Origin of the sequence: Pseudomonas sp. MPB26 (assembly GCF_046605355.1) — a bacterium.
Taxonomy (GTDB): domain Bacteria; phylum Pseudomonadota; class Gammaproteobacteria; order Pseudomonadales; family Pseudomonadaceae; genus Aquipseudomonas; species Aquipseudomonas cedrina.
Genome location: NZ_CP176793.1, coordinates 5,057,781 through 5,072,155, shown reverse-complemented (window position 1 = coordinate 5,072,155; position 14,375 = coordinate 5,057,781). Strand labels below are relative to the sequence as shown.

At 62.7% G+C, this 14,375-nt stretch carries 15 protein-coding genes and 2 pseudogenes; 14 read left to right on the top strand and 3 right to left on the bottom strand.

Features of this window, described 5'->3' with window-relative positions; all coding sequences use genetic code 11:
- Positions 1 to 182 precede the first annotated feature (182 nt).
- Complete coding sequence (locus tag ACLH0H_RS23335) at positions 183 to 1,274, bottom strand: NADH:flavin oxidoreductase/NADH oxidase (protein ID WP_411379814.1); 1,092 nt, start codon at positions 1,272 to 1,274, stop codon at positions 183 to 185.
- A gap of 90 nt (positions 1,275 to 1,364) precedes the next feature.
- On the opposite strand from ACLH0H_RS23335, the gene ACLH0H_RS23330 reads away from it, so the two are divergent.
- Entirely contained in the window at positions 1,365 to 1,664 is a 300-nt protein-coding gene (locus tag ACLH0H_RS23330; RefSeq protein WP_186690345.1) for an ArsR/SmtB family transcription factor, read from the top strand.
- Between the two features lie 8 nt (positions 1,665 to 1,672).
- On the opposite strand, the gene ACLH0H_RS23325 is transcribed toward ACLH0H_RS23330, so the two are convergent.
- Positions 1,673 to 2,131: a metallophosphoesterase family protein gene (locus ACLH0H_RS23325; RefSeq protein ID WP_411379813.1), complete on the bottom strand. Its 459-nt coding sequence runs from the start codon at positions 2,129 to 2,131 to the stop codon at positions 1,673 to 1,675.
- 136 nt (positions 2,132 to 2,267) lie between these two features.
- Between ACLH0H_RS23325 and ACLH0H_RS23320 the strand changes: the two genes are divergently transcribed.
- The 10 genes and pseudogenes from ACLH0H_RS23320 to ACLH0H_RS23275 all read left to right on the top strand — a co-directional run bounded on the left by ACLH0H_RS23320 (position 2,268) and on the right by ACLH0H_RS23275 (position 10,611).
- Positions 2,268 to 3,158 carry a bestrophin family protein gene (locus tag ACLH0H_RS23320; protein WP_076954347.1) on the top strand — a complete coding sequence of 297 codons (891 nt, stop codon included), beginning with the start codon at positions 2,268 to 2,270 and terminating at the stop codon, positions 3,156 to 3,158.
- A 141-nt stretch (positions 3,159 to 3,299) separates the two neighbouring features.
- Positions 3,300 to 4,382: pseudogene (locus ACLH0H_RS23315) on the top strand (cache domain-containing protein); the annotation flags it as partial.
- A gap of 324 nt (positions 4,383 to 4,706) precedes the next feature.
- Positions 4,707 to 5,243 (top strand): annotated as a pseudogene (locus ACLH0H_RS23310) (methyl-accepting chemotaxis protein); the annotation flags it as partial.
- A gap of 183 nt (positions 5,244 to 5,426) precedes the next feature.
- On the top strand, positions 5,427 to 6,017 hold the full coding sequence (locus ACLH0H_RS23305; RefSeq protein ID WP_411379812.1) for an amino acid synthesis family protein: 591 nt from the start codon (positions 5,427 to 5,429) through the stop codon (positions 6,015 to 6,017).
- Positions 6,018 to 6,056: 39 nt separating this feature from the next.
- Positions 6,057 to 6,890 carry an alpha/beta fold hydrolase gene (locus ACLH0H_RS23300; RefSeq protein ID WP_307401230.1) on the top strand — a complete coding sequence of 278 codons (834 nt, stop codon included), beginning with the start codon at positions 6,057 to 6,059 and terminating at the stop codon, positions 6,888 to 6,890.
- Entirely contained in the window at positions 6,887 to 8,368 is a 1,482-nt protein-coding gene (locus ACLH0H_RS23295) for an aldehyde dehydrogenase (protein WP_411379811.1), read from the top strand. The genes ACLH0H_RS23300 and ACLH0H_RS23295 overlap by 4 nt, the downstream gene beginning before the upstream one ends.
- 12 nt (positions 8,369 to 8,380) lie before the next feature.
- Positions 8,381 to 8,866, top strand: a complete 486-nt coding sequence (locus ACLH0H_RS23290) for a flavin reductase family protein (protein ID WP_411379810.1) — start codon at positions 8,381 to 8,383, stop codon at positions 8,864 to 8,866.
- A 13-nt stretch (positions 8,867 to 8,879) separates the two neighbouring features.
- Complete coding sequence (locus ACLH0H_RS23285) at positions 8,880 to 9,269, top strand: carboxymuconolactone decarboxylase family protein (protein WP_411379809.1); 390 nt, start codon at positions 8,880 to 8,882, stop codon at positions 9,267 to 9,269.
- A 23-nt stretch (positions 9,270 to 9,292) separates the two neighbouring features.
- Positions 9,293 to 10,045, top strand: a complete 753-nt coding sequence (locus ACLH0H_RS23280; RefSeq protein ID WP_057721964.1) for a GntR family transcriptional regulator — start codon at positions 9,293 to 9,295, stop codon at positions 10,043 to 10,045.
- Positions 10,046 to 10,047: 2 nt separating this feature from the next.
- Positions 10,048 to 10,611 carry an NUDIX hydrolase gene (locus ACLH0H_RS23275; protein WP_411379808.1) on the top strand — a complete coding sequence of 188 codons (564 nt, stop codon included), beginning with the start codon at positions 10,048 to 10,050 and terminating at the stop codon, positions 10,609 to 10,611.
- Between the two features lie 173 nt (positions 10,612 to 10,784).
- Here ACLH0H_RS23275 and ACLH0H_RS23270 read toward each other — a convergent pair whose 3' ends face one another.
- Positions 10,785 to 11,078 (bottom strand): DUF1330 domain-containing protein, encoded by a 294-nt coding sequence (locus ACLH0H_RS23270; RefSeq protein WP_411379807.1) that lies wholly within the window; start codon positions 11,076 to 11,078, stop codon positions 10,785 to 10,787.
- A gap of 69 nt (positions 11,079 to 11,147) precedes the next feature.
- Here ACLH0H_RS23270 and ribBA point away from each other — a divergent pair, with 69 nt between their 5' ends.
- From ribBA to ACLH0H_RS23255, 3 genes are all read left to right on the top strand, one after another.
- Positions 11,148 to 12,254: a bifunctional 3,4-dihydroxy-2-butanone-4-phosphate synthase/GTP cyclohydrolase II gene (gene ribBA / locus ACLH0H_RS23265; protein ID WP_411379806.1), complete on the top strand. Its 1,107-nt coding sequence runs from the start codon at positions 11,148 to 11,150 to the stop codon at positions 12,252 to 12,254.
- Positions 12,255 to 12,432: 178 nt separating this feature from the next.
- The gene (locus ACLH0H_RS23260) at positions 12,433 to 13,458 is read left to right on the top strand and encodes an ABC transporter substrate-binding protein (protein ID WP_411379805.1); all 1,026 of its coding nucleotides are present in this window, start codon (positions 12,433 to 12,435) and stop codon (positions 13,456 to 13,458) included.
- Entirely contained in the window at positions 13,443 to 14,372 is a 930-nt protein-coding gene (locus tag ACLH0H_RS23255) for an ABC transporter permease (protein ID WP_411379804.1), read from the top strand. Before ACLH0H_RS23260 ends, ACLH0H_RS23255 begins: the two co-directional genes overlap by 16 nt.
- Positions 14,373 to 14,375 lie beyond the last annotated feature (3 nt).

The following is a 14,375-nucleotide window of genomic DNA, read 5'->3' as shown; positions in this document are numbered from 1 at the left end:
TGGACCTAGTGAATGAGCCAGATGGGGCGGCAGACCTGCCAAGAATTCGGCGGGCATGGTATACCAACCATTCTCGTTTGACATCTATTCTCATTCGTTATTTTTTTGGTATCTGGTTTGTATCAAAATCCGGCCGAAAAAAAGCCACTCAAACGAGTGGCTCATTACACGCTTGGCTCAGCTCAGCGATAGCGTTCCAGCCAATGCGCATACGGCGCCGGCAAGGTCCACGAGGACTTCTCGACACCCAGCTCCTTGGCCGCGAAATACGCCCAGTGCGGGTCAGCCAGGTGCGCACGACCTACCGAAACCAGGTCAAGGTGCCCAGCCTGCAACGCGCCTTCCGCCAGTTGCGGCGTACCAAAGCCCCAGGCCGAGGTCACCGGGATACCGGCTTCGCGGCGCACGCGTTCGGCGATCGGGCCCATGAATGCCGGGCCCCATGGAATGTTGGTGTCAGGGATGGTGAAGCCCACGCTGACGCTCAACAGGTCGAGGCCGCCGGCCTTGAAGTGACGGGCCAGCTCGATGGATTCGGTGAGGGTCTGCTCGTCGCGGCCGTCGTATTCGATCACGCCGAAACGCGCGGTCAGCGGCAGGTTTTCCGGCCACACTTCGCGCACGGCGGCCAGGGTTTCCAGGAGGAAACGGCTGCGGTTGTCGAAGCTGCCGCCGTAGGCGTCGGTGCGCTGGTTGGAGTGTTCGCTGAAGAAGCTCTGGCCCAGGTAGCCGTGGGCGAAGTGCAGCTCGATCCATTCAAAGCCGACGTCACGGGCGCGACGGGCGGCGTCGACGAAATCCTGTTTGACCCGGGCGATGTCGTCCAGGGTCATGGCGCGCGGCACGTTCGGCAGGTTGGCACCAAAGGCAATGGCCGACGGCGCAATGGTTTCCCAGCTGCGTGCGTCAGAGGCCGGCATGTGGTCATCGCCTTCCCATGGACGGTTGGCGCTGGCCTTACGCCCGGCGTGGGCGATCTGGATGCCCGGCACCGAACCCGCGGCCTTGATCGCCTGGACCATCGGCACGAACGCTTCGGCGTGGGCATCGCTCCAGATACCGGCGCAGCCCGGCGTGATGCGGCCTTCAGGGGATACCGCGGTGGCTTCGACCACCAGCAGCCCGGCGCCGCCACGGGCCATGCCGGCCAGGTGCACATGGTGCCAATCGTTGACCATGCCGTCATCGGCCATGTATTGGCACATCGGCGGAATGGCGATACGGTTACGCAGGGTGACGTCTTTGAGGGTGAAGGGTTCGAACAATGCCGACATGGGGGACTCCAGCAACAGATGAGTGATTCGATAGTTCGATGGTAATCGAACTATGGTATTCAGCGATACCCCCCTGTTATCATCCGCGCCATGCGAGCCTTCAAACACCCCACCCCTCAAGACCTGACCCTCGAACGCGTGCTCTACGCCTTGAGTGATCCAGTGCGCCTGGACATCGTGCGTTGCCTGGCCGGCGTGCCGGAGGCGACCTGCGGCGAACTGGACGGTGGGCGGCCAAAATCCAGCATGTCCCATCACTTCCGGGTTTTACGCGATGCCGGCCTGGTGCACACCCGCAGTGTGGGCACCACCCACATGAACTCGCTGCGCGGCGATGAGCTGGAGAGCCGCTTTCCTGGGTTGCTGGCCAGCGTTCTCGCCCAGCGGTAGTCGTCGTATCAGTCCAGCAGCGCGATAAGCCGCGGCTCTATGCGCTTTGCCTGCACGTCCAGCACCGCCAGCGTCACCGGCAGTTTGAAGCGCCGCCGCCCTGCGCTGCCGGGGTTCACATACAGCGTCTCGGCCCGCCACTCGATCAGCGGTTTATGCGAGTGGCCGGTGATCACCAGGCGCGTCGCGTGGTCGAGCAAGGCCGGTACGTCGGCAATGTCATGCACAACCAAGGCCTGCCAACCGTTCACATCGATCATCAGATGATCAGGCACCTGCTCCGCCCACGCCGCGCCCTGGTCATTATTGCCGCGTACAACGTGCAACGGCGCGATGCGCGCCAACTGGTCGAGAATCTCGGAGCCGCCGATATCGCCGGCGTGGATGATCTGCTCGCAGCCCTCCAGTGCCGCCACGGCTTCAGGCCGCAACAGGCCGTGGGTGTCGGAAATCACACCGATTTTCATGAAACCTCCAGAATTTTGGATCCAACAGCAGGCAACCGACGAGCAGCTTAAACGATTCAGGCCCACGGCGAACCTTCCCCATTCACTGGCGTCCGAGCTAAGGCACTGTTGCTTACCGCTCGCGCGAGGTCCTCGTTTGAAAGCCGCCATCATCAAAAAATACCGTTTGATCATCAAGACCATGGGCTACGTAGGCTGGGCGCTGTTCTGGCTGTTGCTGTGGGACGTCGCCGTCACCGTGGATTTCATGCTGTTTCTCACCGCCAAGATCAATTTGCCATTAATGCCTCTGACCCTGCTGGGCTCGGCGCTGGTGGTGCTGATCAGTTTTCGCAACAGCAGCGCCTACAACCGCTGGTGGGAAGCCCGCACCCTGTGGGGCGCGATGGTGAATAATTCGCGCAGCTTTGCGCGCCAGGTCCTGACCCTGCTGGACGACCCCGACGGCGAGGTGAACCCGGTCAAGGCCACCCTGTTACGCCGCCATGTCGCCTATGTGAACTGCCTGGCCGCGCACCTCAAGGGCGAGCCGTGTCCTGAGGAAGTGCGTGCGTTTATCCCCGCCGAAGAATTTGCCCGCAATGGCGCGACCAATAACTTTGCCAACGATATTCTCACCGGCTCCGCCGCCTTGCTGGCCAAGGAATACAAAACCGGCCACCTGGACAGCATCCGCCTGGCGCGGCTGGAGTCGACCCTGGTGGACTTGTCCAACGCTCAGGGCGGCATGGAGCGTATCGCCAACACACCGCTGCCCTACCCCTACGTGTATTTCCCGCGCCTGTTTATCTCGCTGTTCTGCCTGATCGTTCCGGTGGGCCTGGTGGAATCGCTGGGCTGGTTCACCCCGTTGGCCTCGACGGTGGTGGGCTTCATGCTGCTGGCCATCGAACGCATCGGCACCGACCTGCAAAGCCCGTTCAGCTCCAGTGAGCACCAGATCCAGATGGAAACCATCTGCGAAACCATCGAGAAAAACCTGCAGTCGATGCAGCGCGACGCGCTGGGTGGCGAGCGCATCGGTTAAACACCCTCCGGTCCTCAAGTGCGTGCCCGTGCAGTCGATATAAAGGGTACGCATGGGTCACACCCCCTCAAAACAACACATGCGACGCTCGACGCTACTGTTTCCCCCTTGCCAAAATTATAAATACCCGCGGGTGAAGTCATGAATATCAAGCAAAAGCTGACCTGGGCGTTTGCCGCCATCGCGTGCGTGCCGGTCATTCTGGTGGCCGTGCTGGTCGTGTTGAATCTTCGCGAGGGGGCCCTGGCCAATTTCCTCGACAGCAGCGGTCGCGAGATCCGCCAGATCGACAACGGCATGAAGCAATTCTTCGACGGCATCAGCCAGAACGTCGACTTCGTGGCCAAGGACCCGCGCGTTGTCGCGGCCAAGGACCTCAAGAGCTACGCTGGCGCCGACGCGACGCAAATCCCGCTGACCCCGACCAACAAAGAGCTGCTGGCGATTTTCGACCAGTTCGCCAAAAGCCATCCGAGCACCGCTTACCTGTCCCTGGGCCTCGCCGATGGCGGCTACGCCAGCTGGCCTGACGACACTAAACTGAACAACTACGACCCGCGCGTGCGCCCTTGGTACAAGGCCGCCATCGCGGCGCCGGGCAGCACCGTGCGTACCGGCGCCTATTACTGGGCGCCCGACGATGTGGTGCTGATCGGCACCGTGCGCACCGTCGCCGACGCCACCGGTAACATTCTCGGCGTGGTCGGGCTGGACGTGTCGCTCAAGCAGCTCACCGAGCTGGTGCGCAACATCAAGCTCGGCGACAGCGGCTACTTGATGCTGGTGGAAGGCAACGGCAACGTGCTGGTGGACCCCAGCGATGCCAAGCATAACTTCAAGCCGCTGGCCGACCTGGGCCCGAACTACGCTGAACTGGCCAAGGGCGGTGACGGCGTCACCCAGATCGACATCGACGGCGTCGCCTACATGGCCAACGTGGTCAGCTCCAAAGACCTGGGCTGGCGCTTTATCGGGCTGATCAAGCGCGATGAAGTGATGGCCGGCGCCACCAGCCTGACTTGGTTGATCGCTGCCATCGCCGCTGCATTGGCCGTGGTGTTCGCCCTTGTCGGCGCCAGTTTCGCCAGCATGATCGTGCGCCCGATTCGCGGCGTGGCCGACGGCCTGCAAGAAATTGCCGAAGGTGAAGGCGACCTGACCCGCCAGCTCCAGGTGCAAGGCAAGGACGAAACCGCCAGCCTGGCCGGCTGGTTCAACCAGTTCCTGGGCATGATCGCCCAACTGGTGCAGCGCATCGGCAACGCCTCTTCCGACTTGCAGACCGCCGCTGCCGACACCAGCGAGGTGGCTCACAACATGAACCAGGCCGCCGGCCGTCAACGCGAAGCCGTGGAGCTGGTGAGCACCGCGTTCAATGAAATGGTGGCCACCGCCAACGAAGTCGCGCGTTCCTGCAGCGCCGCCGCCGTCAGTGCCGACGAAGGCTACCGCGACGTGCACGATGGCCAGCAGCATATCGGCGAAGCCACCGGCAGCGTGCTCAAGCTCAGCGAAGACCTGCAGAAGTCAACCCAGACCATGCAACTGCTGGAGCAAGACAGCAAAAACATCAACACCATCCTCGACACCATCCGTTCGATTGCCGAACAGACCAACCTGCTGGCGCTCAACGCTGCCATCGAAGCCGCACGCGCCGGTGACCAGGGCCGTGGCTTCGCGGTAGTCGCCGACGAAGTCCGCGCCCTGGCCCGGCGTACCGCCGACTCCACGGGCGAAATCGACAGCCTGCTCGGCAACCTCGCCCGTCGCACCCAGGAAGTCACGCAGCAGATGCAAGGCAGTCTGCTGGTGTCGCACACCAGCGTGGAACGTATCCAGCAGGCCCGCGACAGCTTCGACAAGATCCGCGGCTCGGTGGACTCGATCCGCGACCAGAACACTCAGATCGCCACGGCCGCCGAAGAACAGCACCAGGTGGCCGAAGAGATCAACCGGCACATCGCGCAGATCCATGCCGATGCGCAACTGGTCGAAGAGTTTGCCCACACGGCGCAGACCGGCTCAGGTCGGTTGACGGATATTTCCGGCCAACTCAAGGGCCTGGTGGGCCGCTTCAAGTACTGACATCCCCTCCAAAGCAGGCGGTGAGCCTTTCACCGCCTGATCGCCACACCCCTCCCCTCACAACTCGACAAGCCCTGCTGGAGCGCTACCACGCGCGCTTGCTGGGATCTTGCTGTCGCCTATTGCGCTTCTCGTATTATGGTATACCATCATACGCAGACCCTCACTTAGACGGAGCAGCCCATGAGTTTCGAAATCCGCAAGATCGTCAGTTATGTAGAAGAGACCTTTATCGAGGGCGGCAAAGCTTCCGACACGCCCGTGAAAATGGTTGGCCTGGCGGTGGTGCTGAAGAACCCCTGGCTGGGTCGTGGTTTCGTCGACGACCTGAAGCCGGAGATCCGCGCCAACTGCTCCGATCTCGGCGCACTCATGGTCGAGCGCCTGGTGGGCATCATCGGTGGTGCCGAGAACATCCAGGCCTATGGCAAAGCGGCCGTGGTGGGTGCCGATGGCGAGATCGAACACGCGAGCGCGATCATCCATACCCTGCGCTTCGGCAACCACTACCGTGAAGCGGTCAAGGCCAAGAGCTACCTGAGCTTCACCAACAAGCGCGGCGGCCCGGGCACCTCGATCCAGATTCCGATGATGCACAAGGACGACGAAGGCCTGCGCTCGCACTACATCACCCTGGAAATGCAGATCGAAGACGCGCCGCGCGCTGACGAAATCGTCGTCGTGCTGGGCTGCGCCGATGGCGGTCGCCTGCACCCACGGATCGGCAACCGTTACATCGACCTGGAAGAGCTGGCGGCTGAAAAAGCCCAGTAAGCAGCACCGGCCATAACAAAAAGCATGCAGGAGCGCTCCATGATTCGGCTCACCGCTGAACGCACCCCGGCCGGCACCAGTTATCTGGCGACCGGCCAAGGCCAGCCTGTGGTTTTGATCCACGGCGTGGGCCTGAACAAAGAAATGTGGGGCGGGCAAGTCGTTGGCCTGGCCTCCCACTACCACGTGATCAGCTATGACATGCTCGGCCATGGCGCCAGCCCGCGTCCGGCCGCCGGCACGCCGTTGCTCGGCTATGCGGACCAGTTGCTGGAGCTGCTCGACCACCTGCAACTGCCCCAGGCCACGGTGATCGGGTTTTCCATGGGCGGTTTGGTTGCACGGGCGTTCGCCCTGCATTACCCCGACCGTCTCAAAAGCCTGGTGGTGCTTAACAGTGTGTTCAACCGCAGCCCCGAGCAGCGCGCCGGCGTGATCGCGCGCACCGCCCAGGCCGCCGAACACGGACCGGATGCAAATGCAGAAGCGGCACTGTCGCGCTGGTTCAGCCGTGAATACCAGGCGGCCAACCCGGCGCAGATCGCCGCCCTGCGCCAGACCCTGGCGGGCAATGATCCCCAGGGTTACCTCACCACCTATGAGCTGTTTGCGACTCAGGACATGTATCGCGCCGATGACCTCAAGGGGCTGCGCGCGCCCACCCTGGTCGCCACCGGCGAACTGGACCCCGGCTCGACGCCGGAAATGGCCCGGCAACTGGCCGACCGCATTCCCGGCGCCACGGTTGCGGTGCTGGCCGAGCAACGGCATATGATGCCGGTGGAATCACCGCGCCTGGTCAATAGCCTGCTGCTGGGGTTTCTGGCCAACGTGTACGCCCAAAACACTCCAATAAAGGGGATCGTTGCATGACACTCGCACGCTTCCAGATGTGCATCGGCGGCGAATGGGTCGATGCCCTGTCCGGCAAGACCTTCGACAGCCTCAACCCGGCCCTGGCCGAACCCTGGGCGCAACTGCCCGATGCCGATGAAGCCGACGTGGACCGCGCCGTACAGGCCGCGCAAACGGCTTTCGCAAGCCCGGCCTGGCGTGACCTCACCGCCACCGCACGGGGCAAGCTACTGCGCCGCCTGGGCGATTTGATCGCCCAGAACACCGAGCAACTGGCGCAGCTGGAAAGCCGCGACAACGGCAAGCTGATCCGCGAGACCCGCGGCCAGGTCAGCTACCTGCCGGAATTCTTCCACTACACCGCAGGCCTGGCCGACAAGCTCGAAGGCGGCACCCTGCCGCTGGACAAACCGGACCTGTTCGCCTACACCGTGCACGAAGCCATGGGCGTGGTCGCCGCGATCATTCCGTGGAACAGCCCGCTGTACCTGACCGCGATCAAGCTCGCGCCGGCCCTCGCGGCGGGCAATACCATCGTGATCAAACCCTCGGAACACGCCTCGGCAACCATTCTGGAACTGGCGCGCCTGGCCCTCGAAGCCGGTATTCCGCCGGGCGTGGTCAACGTGGTGACCGGCTACGGTCCGGGTACCGGCGCCGCCCTCACCCGCCACCCGCTGGTGCGCAAGATCGCCTTCACCGGCGGCGCGGCTACCGCACGGCATGTGGTGCGCAGCAGCGCGGAGAACTTCGCCAAGCTGTCGCTGGAACTGGGCGGTAAGTCACCGAATATCATTTTTGCCGACGCCGACCTCGACAGCGCCATCAATGGTGCTATCGCCGGTATCTATGCGGCTTCCGGCCAGAGCTGCGTGTCCGGTTCGCGCCTGCTGGTGCAGGAGGACATCTACGACGAGTTCGTCGAGCGCCTGGTGGCACGTGCCCAGCGCATCCGCATCGGCAACCCTCTGGACGATGCCAGCGAAATGGGCCCCATGGCCACCGCCCAGCAACTGGCGGTGGTCGAAGGCCTGGTCGCGGACGCCATCGCCGAAGGCGCGCGCCTGCGCACCGGCGGCAAGCGCCCGCAGAACCTCGGTGAAGGCTGGTTCTATGAGCCGACGTTGTTCGAGTGCGACACCAACTCGATGAAAATCATGCAGGAAGAAGTGTTCGGCCCGGTGGCTTCGGTGATCCGTTTCAAGGACGAAGCCCAAGCACTGGCGATCGCCAACGACTCGCAGTTCGGCCTCGCCGCCGGCATCTGGACCCGCGACCTGGGCCGCGCCCATCGACTGGCCCGGGACGTGCGTTCGGGGATCATCTGGGTCAACACCTACCGCGCCGTCTCGGCCATGGCGCCCATCGGCGGCTTCAAAAACAGCGGCTACGGACGCGAAAGCGGCATCGATTCGGTGCTGGCCTACACCGAGCTGAAGACGGTGTGGATCAACCTGTCCCAGGCGCCCATGCCTGATCCCTTTGTGATGCGTTAAGAGTCCACAACCATGATCGAACCCGGCATTTACAAAGACGTCATGAGCTCATTCCCTTCGGGCGTGACGGTGGTCACCACCCTTGACCCGGACGGCGGCATCGTCGGGATCACCGCCAGCGCATTCAGTGCGCTGTCGATCGACCCGGCCCTGGTGCTGTTCTGCCCCAACTACGCGTCGGACACCTACCCGATCCTGCGCGACAGCAAACGCTTTGCGATTCACTTGCTGTCCGCCGGCCAGACCGCCGAAGCCTATGCCTTCGCCAGCAAAGGCAAGGAAAAGGCCAAGGGTATCGAGTGGCATCTGAGCGAGCTGGGCAACCCGCTGCTGGCCAACGCCACGGCCATCATCGAGTGCGAGTTGTGGCGCGAATACGACGGTGGCGACCACGCGATCATTGTCGGCGCGGTGAAGAACCTGATCCTGCCCGCGCAGCCGGTCACGCCGATGATCTACCACAAGGGCAAGCTGGGCCCGCTGCCGACCCTGGCCTGAGGAGCGCTGAAGCATGAGCAACGAAAAATATGAACAGGGCCTGAAAATTCGCACGCAGGTCTTGGGTGAAGCCTACGTACAGCGTTCAATCGACAACGCCGACGACTTCACCCGGCCACTGCAGGACATGGTCACCGAGTACTGCTGGGGCCATGTGTGGGGCCGGGAGGGTTTGTCGCTTAAAGAACGCAGCATGATAAACTTGGCAATGATTTCGGCCCTCAATCGGCCTCACGAACTCAAGCTGCACGTGCGCGGCGCCTTGCGCAACGGGCTGAGTCGTGAACAAATACGCGAAATTCTGCTTCAGGTCGGCATTTACTGCGGGGTTCCCGCTGCCGTGGACAGCTTCCGGCTGGCCCGTGAAGCCTTCGCCGAAGCCGATGCCGAGACCTCCAGTTAACCGCTACATTCAGAGCAGACCCCATGAAACGCGCGCCCCTCGACGACAGCTTCAAGGTCAATCACAACCCGGTCACCCTGCGCGAAATAGTTCTGGAGAAACTGCGCAGCGCCATCATGAATTTCCAGCTGCTGCCCGGTGACCGCCTGGTGGAACGCGACCTGTGCGACCGCCTCGGCGTCAGCCGCACGTCGGTGCGCGAAGCCTTGCGCCACCTGGAGTCCGAAGGCTTGGTGGAATTCGCCGATGCCAAAGGCCCGCAGGTGGCAATCATCACCCTGGCCGATGCCGTCGATATCTATGAACTGCGCTGCGTGCTCGAAGGCTTGATCGTGCAACTGTTCACCCTGCGCGCCAAGGCCAAGGACATCAAGGCCCTGGAAAAAGCCCTCGAGGAAAACCGCAAAGCCCTCAAGGAAGGCGAACTGCAGCAAGTGATCGACTCCGTGCAGGGCTTCTACGATGTGTTGCTCGAAGGCTGCGGCAACCACGTGGCCGCCACCCAGTTGCGCCAGTTGCAGGCGCGCATCAGCTACCTGCGCGCAACCTCGGTGTCCCAGCAGAACCGGCGTGGTGCCAGCAACCAGGAAATGGAACGCATGGTCCAGGCGATCAAGAGCGGTGACCCCCTCGCCGCCCACCAGGCTTGCGTCGACCACGTACGTGCAGCGGCCGCCGTGGCCCTGGATTACCTCAAGCGCAAACAGGAAGAAACCGGCAAGCTCCCCGAGATCACCCTGCCCATTGCGCTCAAAGAACCGCGCATAGGTCACTGACCATGCCCAGCCCCAGCTTCTGCCCGACCTGCGGCGGCCGTGACCTCGGTCACCAGCTGCCACCGGGCGACACCCACGAGCGCCTGATGTGCCGGGGCTGCGGCTATATCCACTACATCAACCCCAAGATCATCGCCGGCTGCATCATCGAGCAGGACGGCAAATACCTGCTGTGCCAGCGCGCAATCCCCCCGCGCCCCGGCACCTGGACGCTGCCGGCCGGCTTCATGGAAGGTGGCGAAACCACCGAAGAAGCGGCGTTGCGCGAAGTCTGGGAAGAAAGCGGCGTGCGCGCCGAGATCGTGTCGCCCTACTCGATCTTCAGCGTGCCCAAAATCAGCGAGGTGTACATCATCTTCCGCGCCATCGCGCTGGAGATCACCGGCCAGTTCGGGCACGAAACCCTGGCCTACAGATTCTTCGCCCCCGAGGACATCCCCTGGGACAGCATCTACTACCCGGCGATCCGGCAGATCCTCGAACGTTACATCGAGGAACGCCAGGCGGGGGTGTATGGCATGTACATGGGGAATGATGACAGCGGCAAGATTCACTTTATGCGCTGAGCCCGGCCCGAATGTGGTTCAACCTGTGCTGACTGGCTTTTGTGGGAGCTGGCTTGCCTGCGATTCAGGCACCTCGGTAGATCAGGCACACCGAGTTGATGTCATCGCAGGCAAGCCAGCTCCCACAGAAAAGCAGATCGGCACAATTCATCCTACCTGCTTTTGATCTTGATCTAAGGCGCCAGCCCTTCCACGATAATAATCTGCGCCTGCGCCACGCCTTCCCGTTGCGCCTTTGCCTCTTGATATTCCACAGACGCGTAGCACGCCAGCGCCTGCTCATAGCTATCAAACTCAATCACTACGTTGCGCTGCCGCGCCGGCCCACCTTCCAGCGCCTCACTGCGCCCGCCCCTGGCCAGAAAGCGCCCGCCAAACTTGGCGAACGCCGCCGGCGCACGGCTCGTGTATTGCGTGTATTGCTCGGCATCCGCCACATCGACATGGGCAATCCAGTAAGCCTTCATCCTGACATCCTCTTGCTTGAATTCTGTGGTATACCATAATACACAAAGCCAACAACATGAGCATTCCCTATGCCCTTCAACAGCATCGCAGACATCATCGAAGACTACCGCCAGGGCAAGATGGTGTTGCTGGTGGACGACGAAGACCGGGAAAACGAAGGCGATCTGTTGCTGCCCGCGGCGTGCTGCACCGCCGAGACTATCAGTTTCATGGCCCGCGAAGCCCGCGGCCTGATCTGCCTGACGCTCACCGACGAACACTGCCAACGCCTGGGCCTGGAACAGATGGTGCCCAGCAACGGCAGCGTGTTCAGCACCGCGTTTACCGTGTCCATCGAAGCCGCCACCGGCGTGACCACCGGCATCTCCGCGGCCGACCGCGCACGCACCGTGGCGGCGGCCGTCGACATCAACGCCGGCCCCGCCGACATCGTGCAGCCGGGGCATATCTTCCCGCTGCGCGCCAAGGATGGCGGCGTACTGACCCGCGCCGGCCACACCGAAGCCGGTTGCGACCTGGCGCGCCTGGCCGGACACACACCGGCCTCGGTGATCGTCGAGGTGATGAACGATGACGGCACCATGGCCCGCCGCCCCGAGTTGGAAGCCTTTGCCCACAAGCACGGGATCAAGATCGGCACCATCGCCGACCTGATTCACTACCGCCTCAGCACCGAACGCACCGTGGTGCGCATCGGCGAACGCGACCTGCCCACGGTGCACGGCACCTTCCGCCTGATCACCTTTGAAGACCACATCGACGGCGGCGTGCACATGGCCATGGTCATGGGCCAACTGCGCCGTGATGAACCGGCGCTGGTGCGTGTGCATGTGATCGACCCACTGCGCGACCTGGTCGGCGCCGACTACAGTGGCCCCTCTAACTGGACCTTGTGGGCCGCCCTGCAACGCGTGGCGGCAGAAGGCAGCGGCGTGGTGGTGGTGCTGGCCAATCATGAATCGTCCCAGGCATTGCTGGAACGCGTACCGCAGTTGACTCAGGCGCCGCGTCAGTTCAACCGGTCGCAGTCGCGGATTTATTCGGAAGTCGGCACCGGGGCGCAGATATTGCAAGACCTGGGTGTGGGCAAATTGCGCCACCTCGGCCCACCGTTGAAATACGCAGGCTTGACCGGTTACGACCTGGAAGTCGTGGAAAGCATCCCCTTTATTTGAGGCGACAAACCCAGCGCTGGCGGATAGCCGGTATGGCAAAGTGCTTGCGCAAAGCTTGGAATACCATAATATGATATTCCATAGGCCGGACAAGCTTGACCAGTCATCCGGACCGACTGCTCCCGATAGGCGGGCACTCCAAAGCCCCGCTCATAAACACAACAATGAGGGCGTAAAAATGGTGTTGAACAAAGGTGCAACTGCGGTGCTGTTCGCGGGCTTGCTGGCGACGGCCAGCCACGCGGCCATGGCAGCCGAAAGCGTCAATTTCGTCAGCTGGGGCGGCAGCACCCAGGATGCGCAGAAGCAGGCGTGGGCCGATCCTTTCAGCAAGGCCAGCGGCATCACCGTGGTCCAGGACGGCCCCACCGACTACGGCAAACTCAAGGCCATGGTCGAAAGCGGCAATGTGCAGTGGGACGTGGTGGATGTTGAAGCCGACTTCGCCCTGCGCGCCGCCGCCGAAGGCCTGCTCGAGCCCCTCGATTTCTCGGTGATCCAGCGCGACAAGATCGACCCGCGTTTCGTCTCCGACCATGGCGTCGGTTCGTTCTTCTTCTCCTTCGTGCTCGGCTACAACGAAGGCAAGCTCGGCGCCGGCAAACCGCAGGACTGGAGCGCCTTGTTCGACACCAAGACCTACCCCGGCAAACGCGCCCTCTATAAATGGCCAAGCCCAGGCGTGCTGGAACTGGCGCTGCTGGCCGACGGTGTTGCAGCCGACAAGCTCTACCCCCTGGACCTGGACCGCGCCTTCAAAAAACTCGACACCATCAAGAAAGACATCGTCTGGTGGGGCGGCGGCGCGCAGTCGCAACAGCTGCTGGCGTCTGGTGAAGTCAGCATGGGCCAGTTCTGGAACGGCCGCATCCACGCCTTGCAGGAAGACGGCGCACCGGTGGGCGTGAGCTGGAAGCAGAACCTGGTGATGGCCGACATTCTCGTGGTGCCTAAAGGCTCGAAGAACAAAGCCGCCGCGATGAAGTTCCTGGCCAATGCCAGCAGCGCCAAGGGCCAGTCGGATTTCTCCAACCTGACCGCCTACGCGCCGGTGAACATCGACAGCGTGCAGCGCCTGGATTCGGTCCTGGCGCCCAACCTGCCGACGGCCTACGCAAAGGATCAGATCACCCTCGATTTCGCTTACTGGGCCAAAAACGGTCCGGCCATTGCGACACGGTGGAATGAATGGCTAGTCAAATGAAAATGACGGCAACCACGCCGACCGGAGGCGCCCTCGGCGCCTGCGGTACAGTTGGCGCCAAGGCCGGGACGCCGTCCCTGGCGCAGCGTTGGCGCGGGTCGAGCAACCTGATCCCGGCGTTGCTGTTCCTAGGCCTGTTCTTCCTGGCGCCGCTGATCGGCCTCCTCCTGCGCGGCGTGCTGGAGCCGGTGCCGGGCCTGGGCAACTACGAACAGCTGTTCGCCAACTCGGCGTATGCGCGGGTGCTGCTCAATACCTTTTCGGTGGCCGGCCTGGTGACCTTGTTCAGCCTGCTGCTGGGCTTTCCGCTGGCCTGGGCGATTACCCTGGTGCCGCGCGGCTGGGGCCGCTGGATCCTGAATATCGTGCTGTTGTCGATGTGGACCAGCCTGCTCGCCCGCACCTATTCCTGGCTGGTATTGCTGCAAGCCTCGGGAGTGATCAACAAGGCGCTGATGGCCATGGGCATCATCGATCAACCGCTGGAAATGGTGCATAACCTCACCGGCGTGGTGATCGGCATGAGCTACATCATGATTCCGTTCATCGTGTTGCCGCTGCAGGCGACCATGCAGGCCATCGACCCGATGATCCTGCAGGCCGGTTCCATCTGTGGCGCCAGCCCTTGGACCAACTTCTTCCGGGTGTTCCTGCCGCTGTGCCGGCCGGGGTTGTTTTCCGGCGGGTTGATGGTGTTTGTGATGTCCCTCGGTTACTACGTCACCCCGGCCCTGCTGGGCGGTGCGCAGAACATGATGTTGCCCGAGTTCATCATTCAGCAGGTGCAATCGTTCCTCAATTGGGGCCTGGCCAGTGCCGGTGCGGCGTTGCTGATTTTCATCACGCTGGTGCTGTTCTACTTCTACCTGAAGCTCCAGCCGGAATCCCCGGTTGGCGCCAGCAACGCGAGGTAAGCC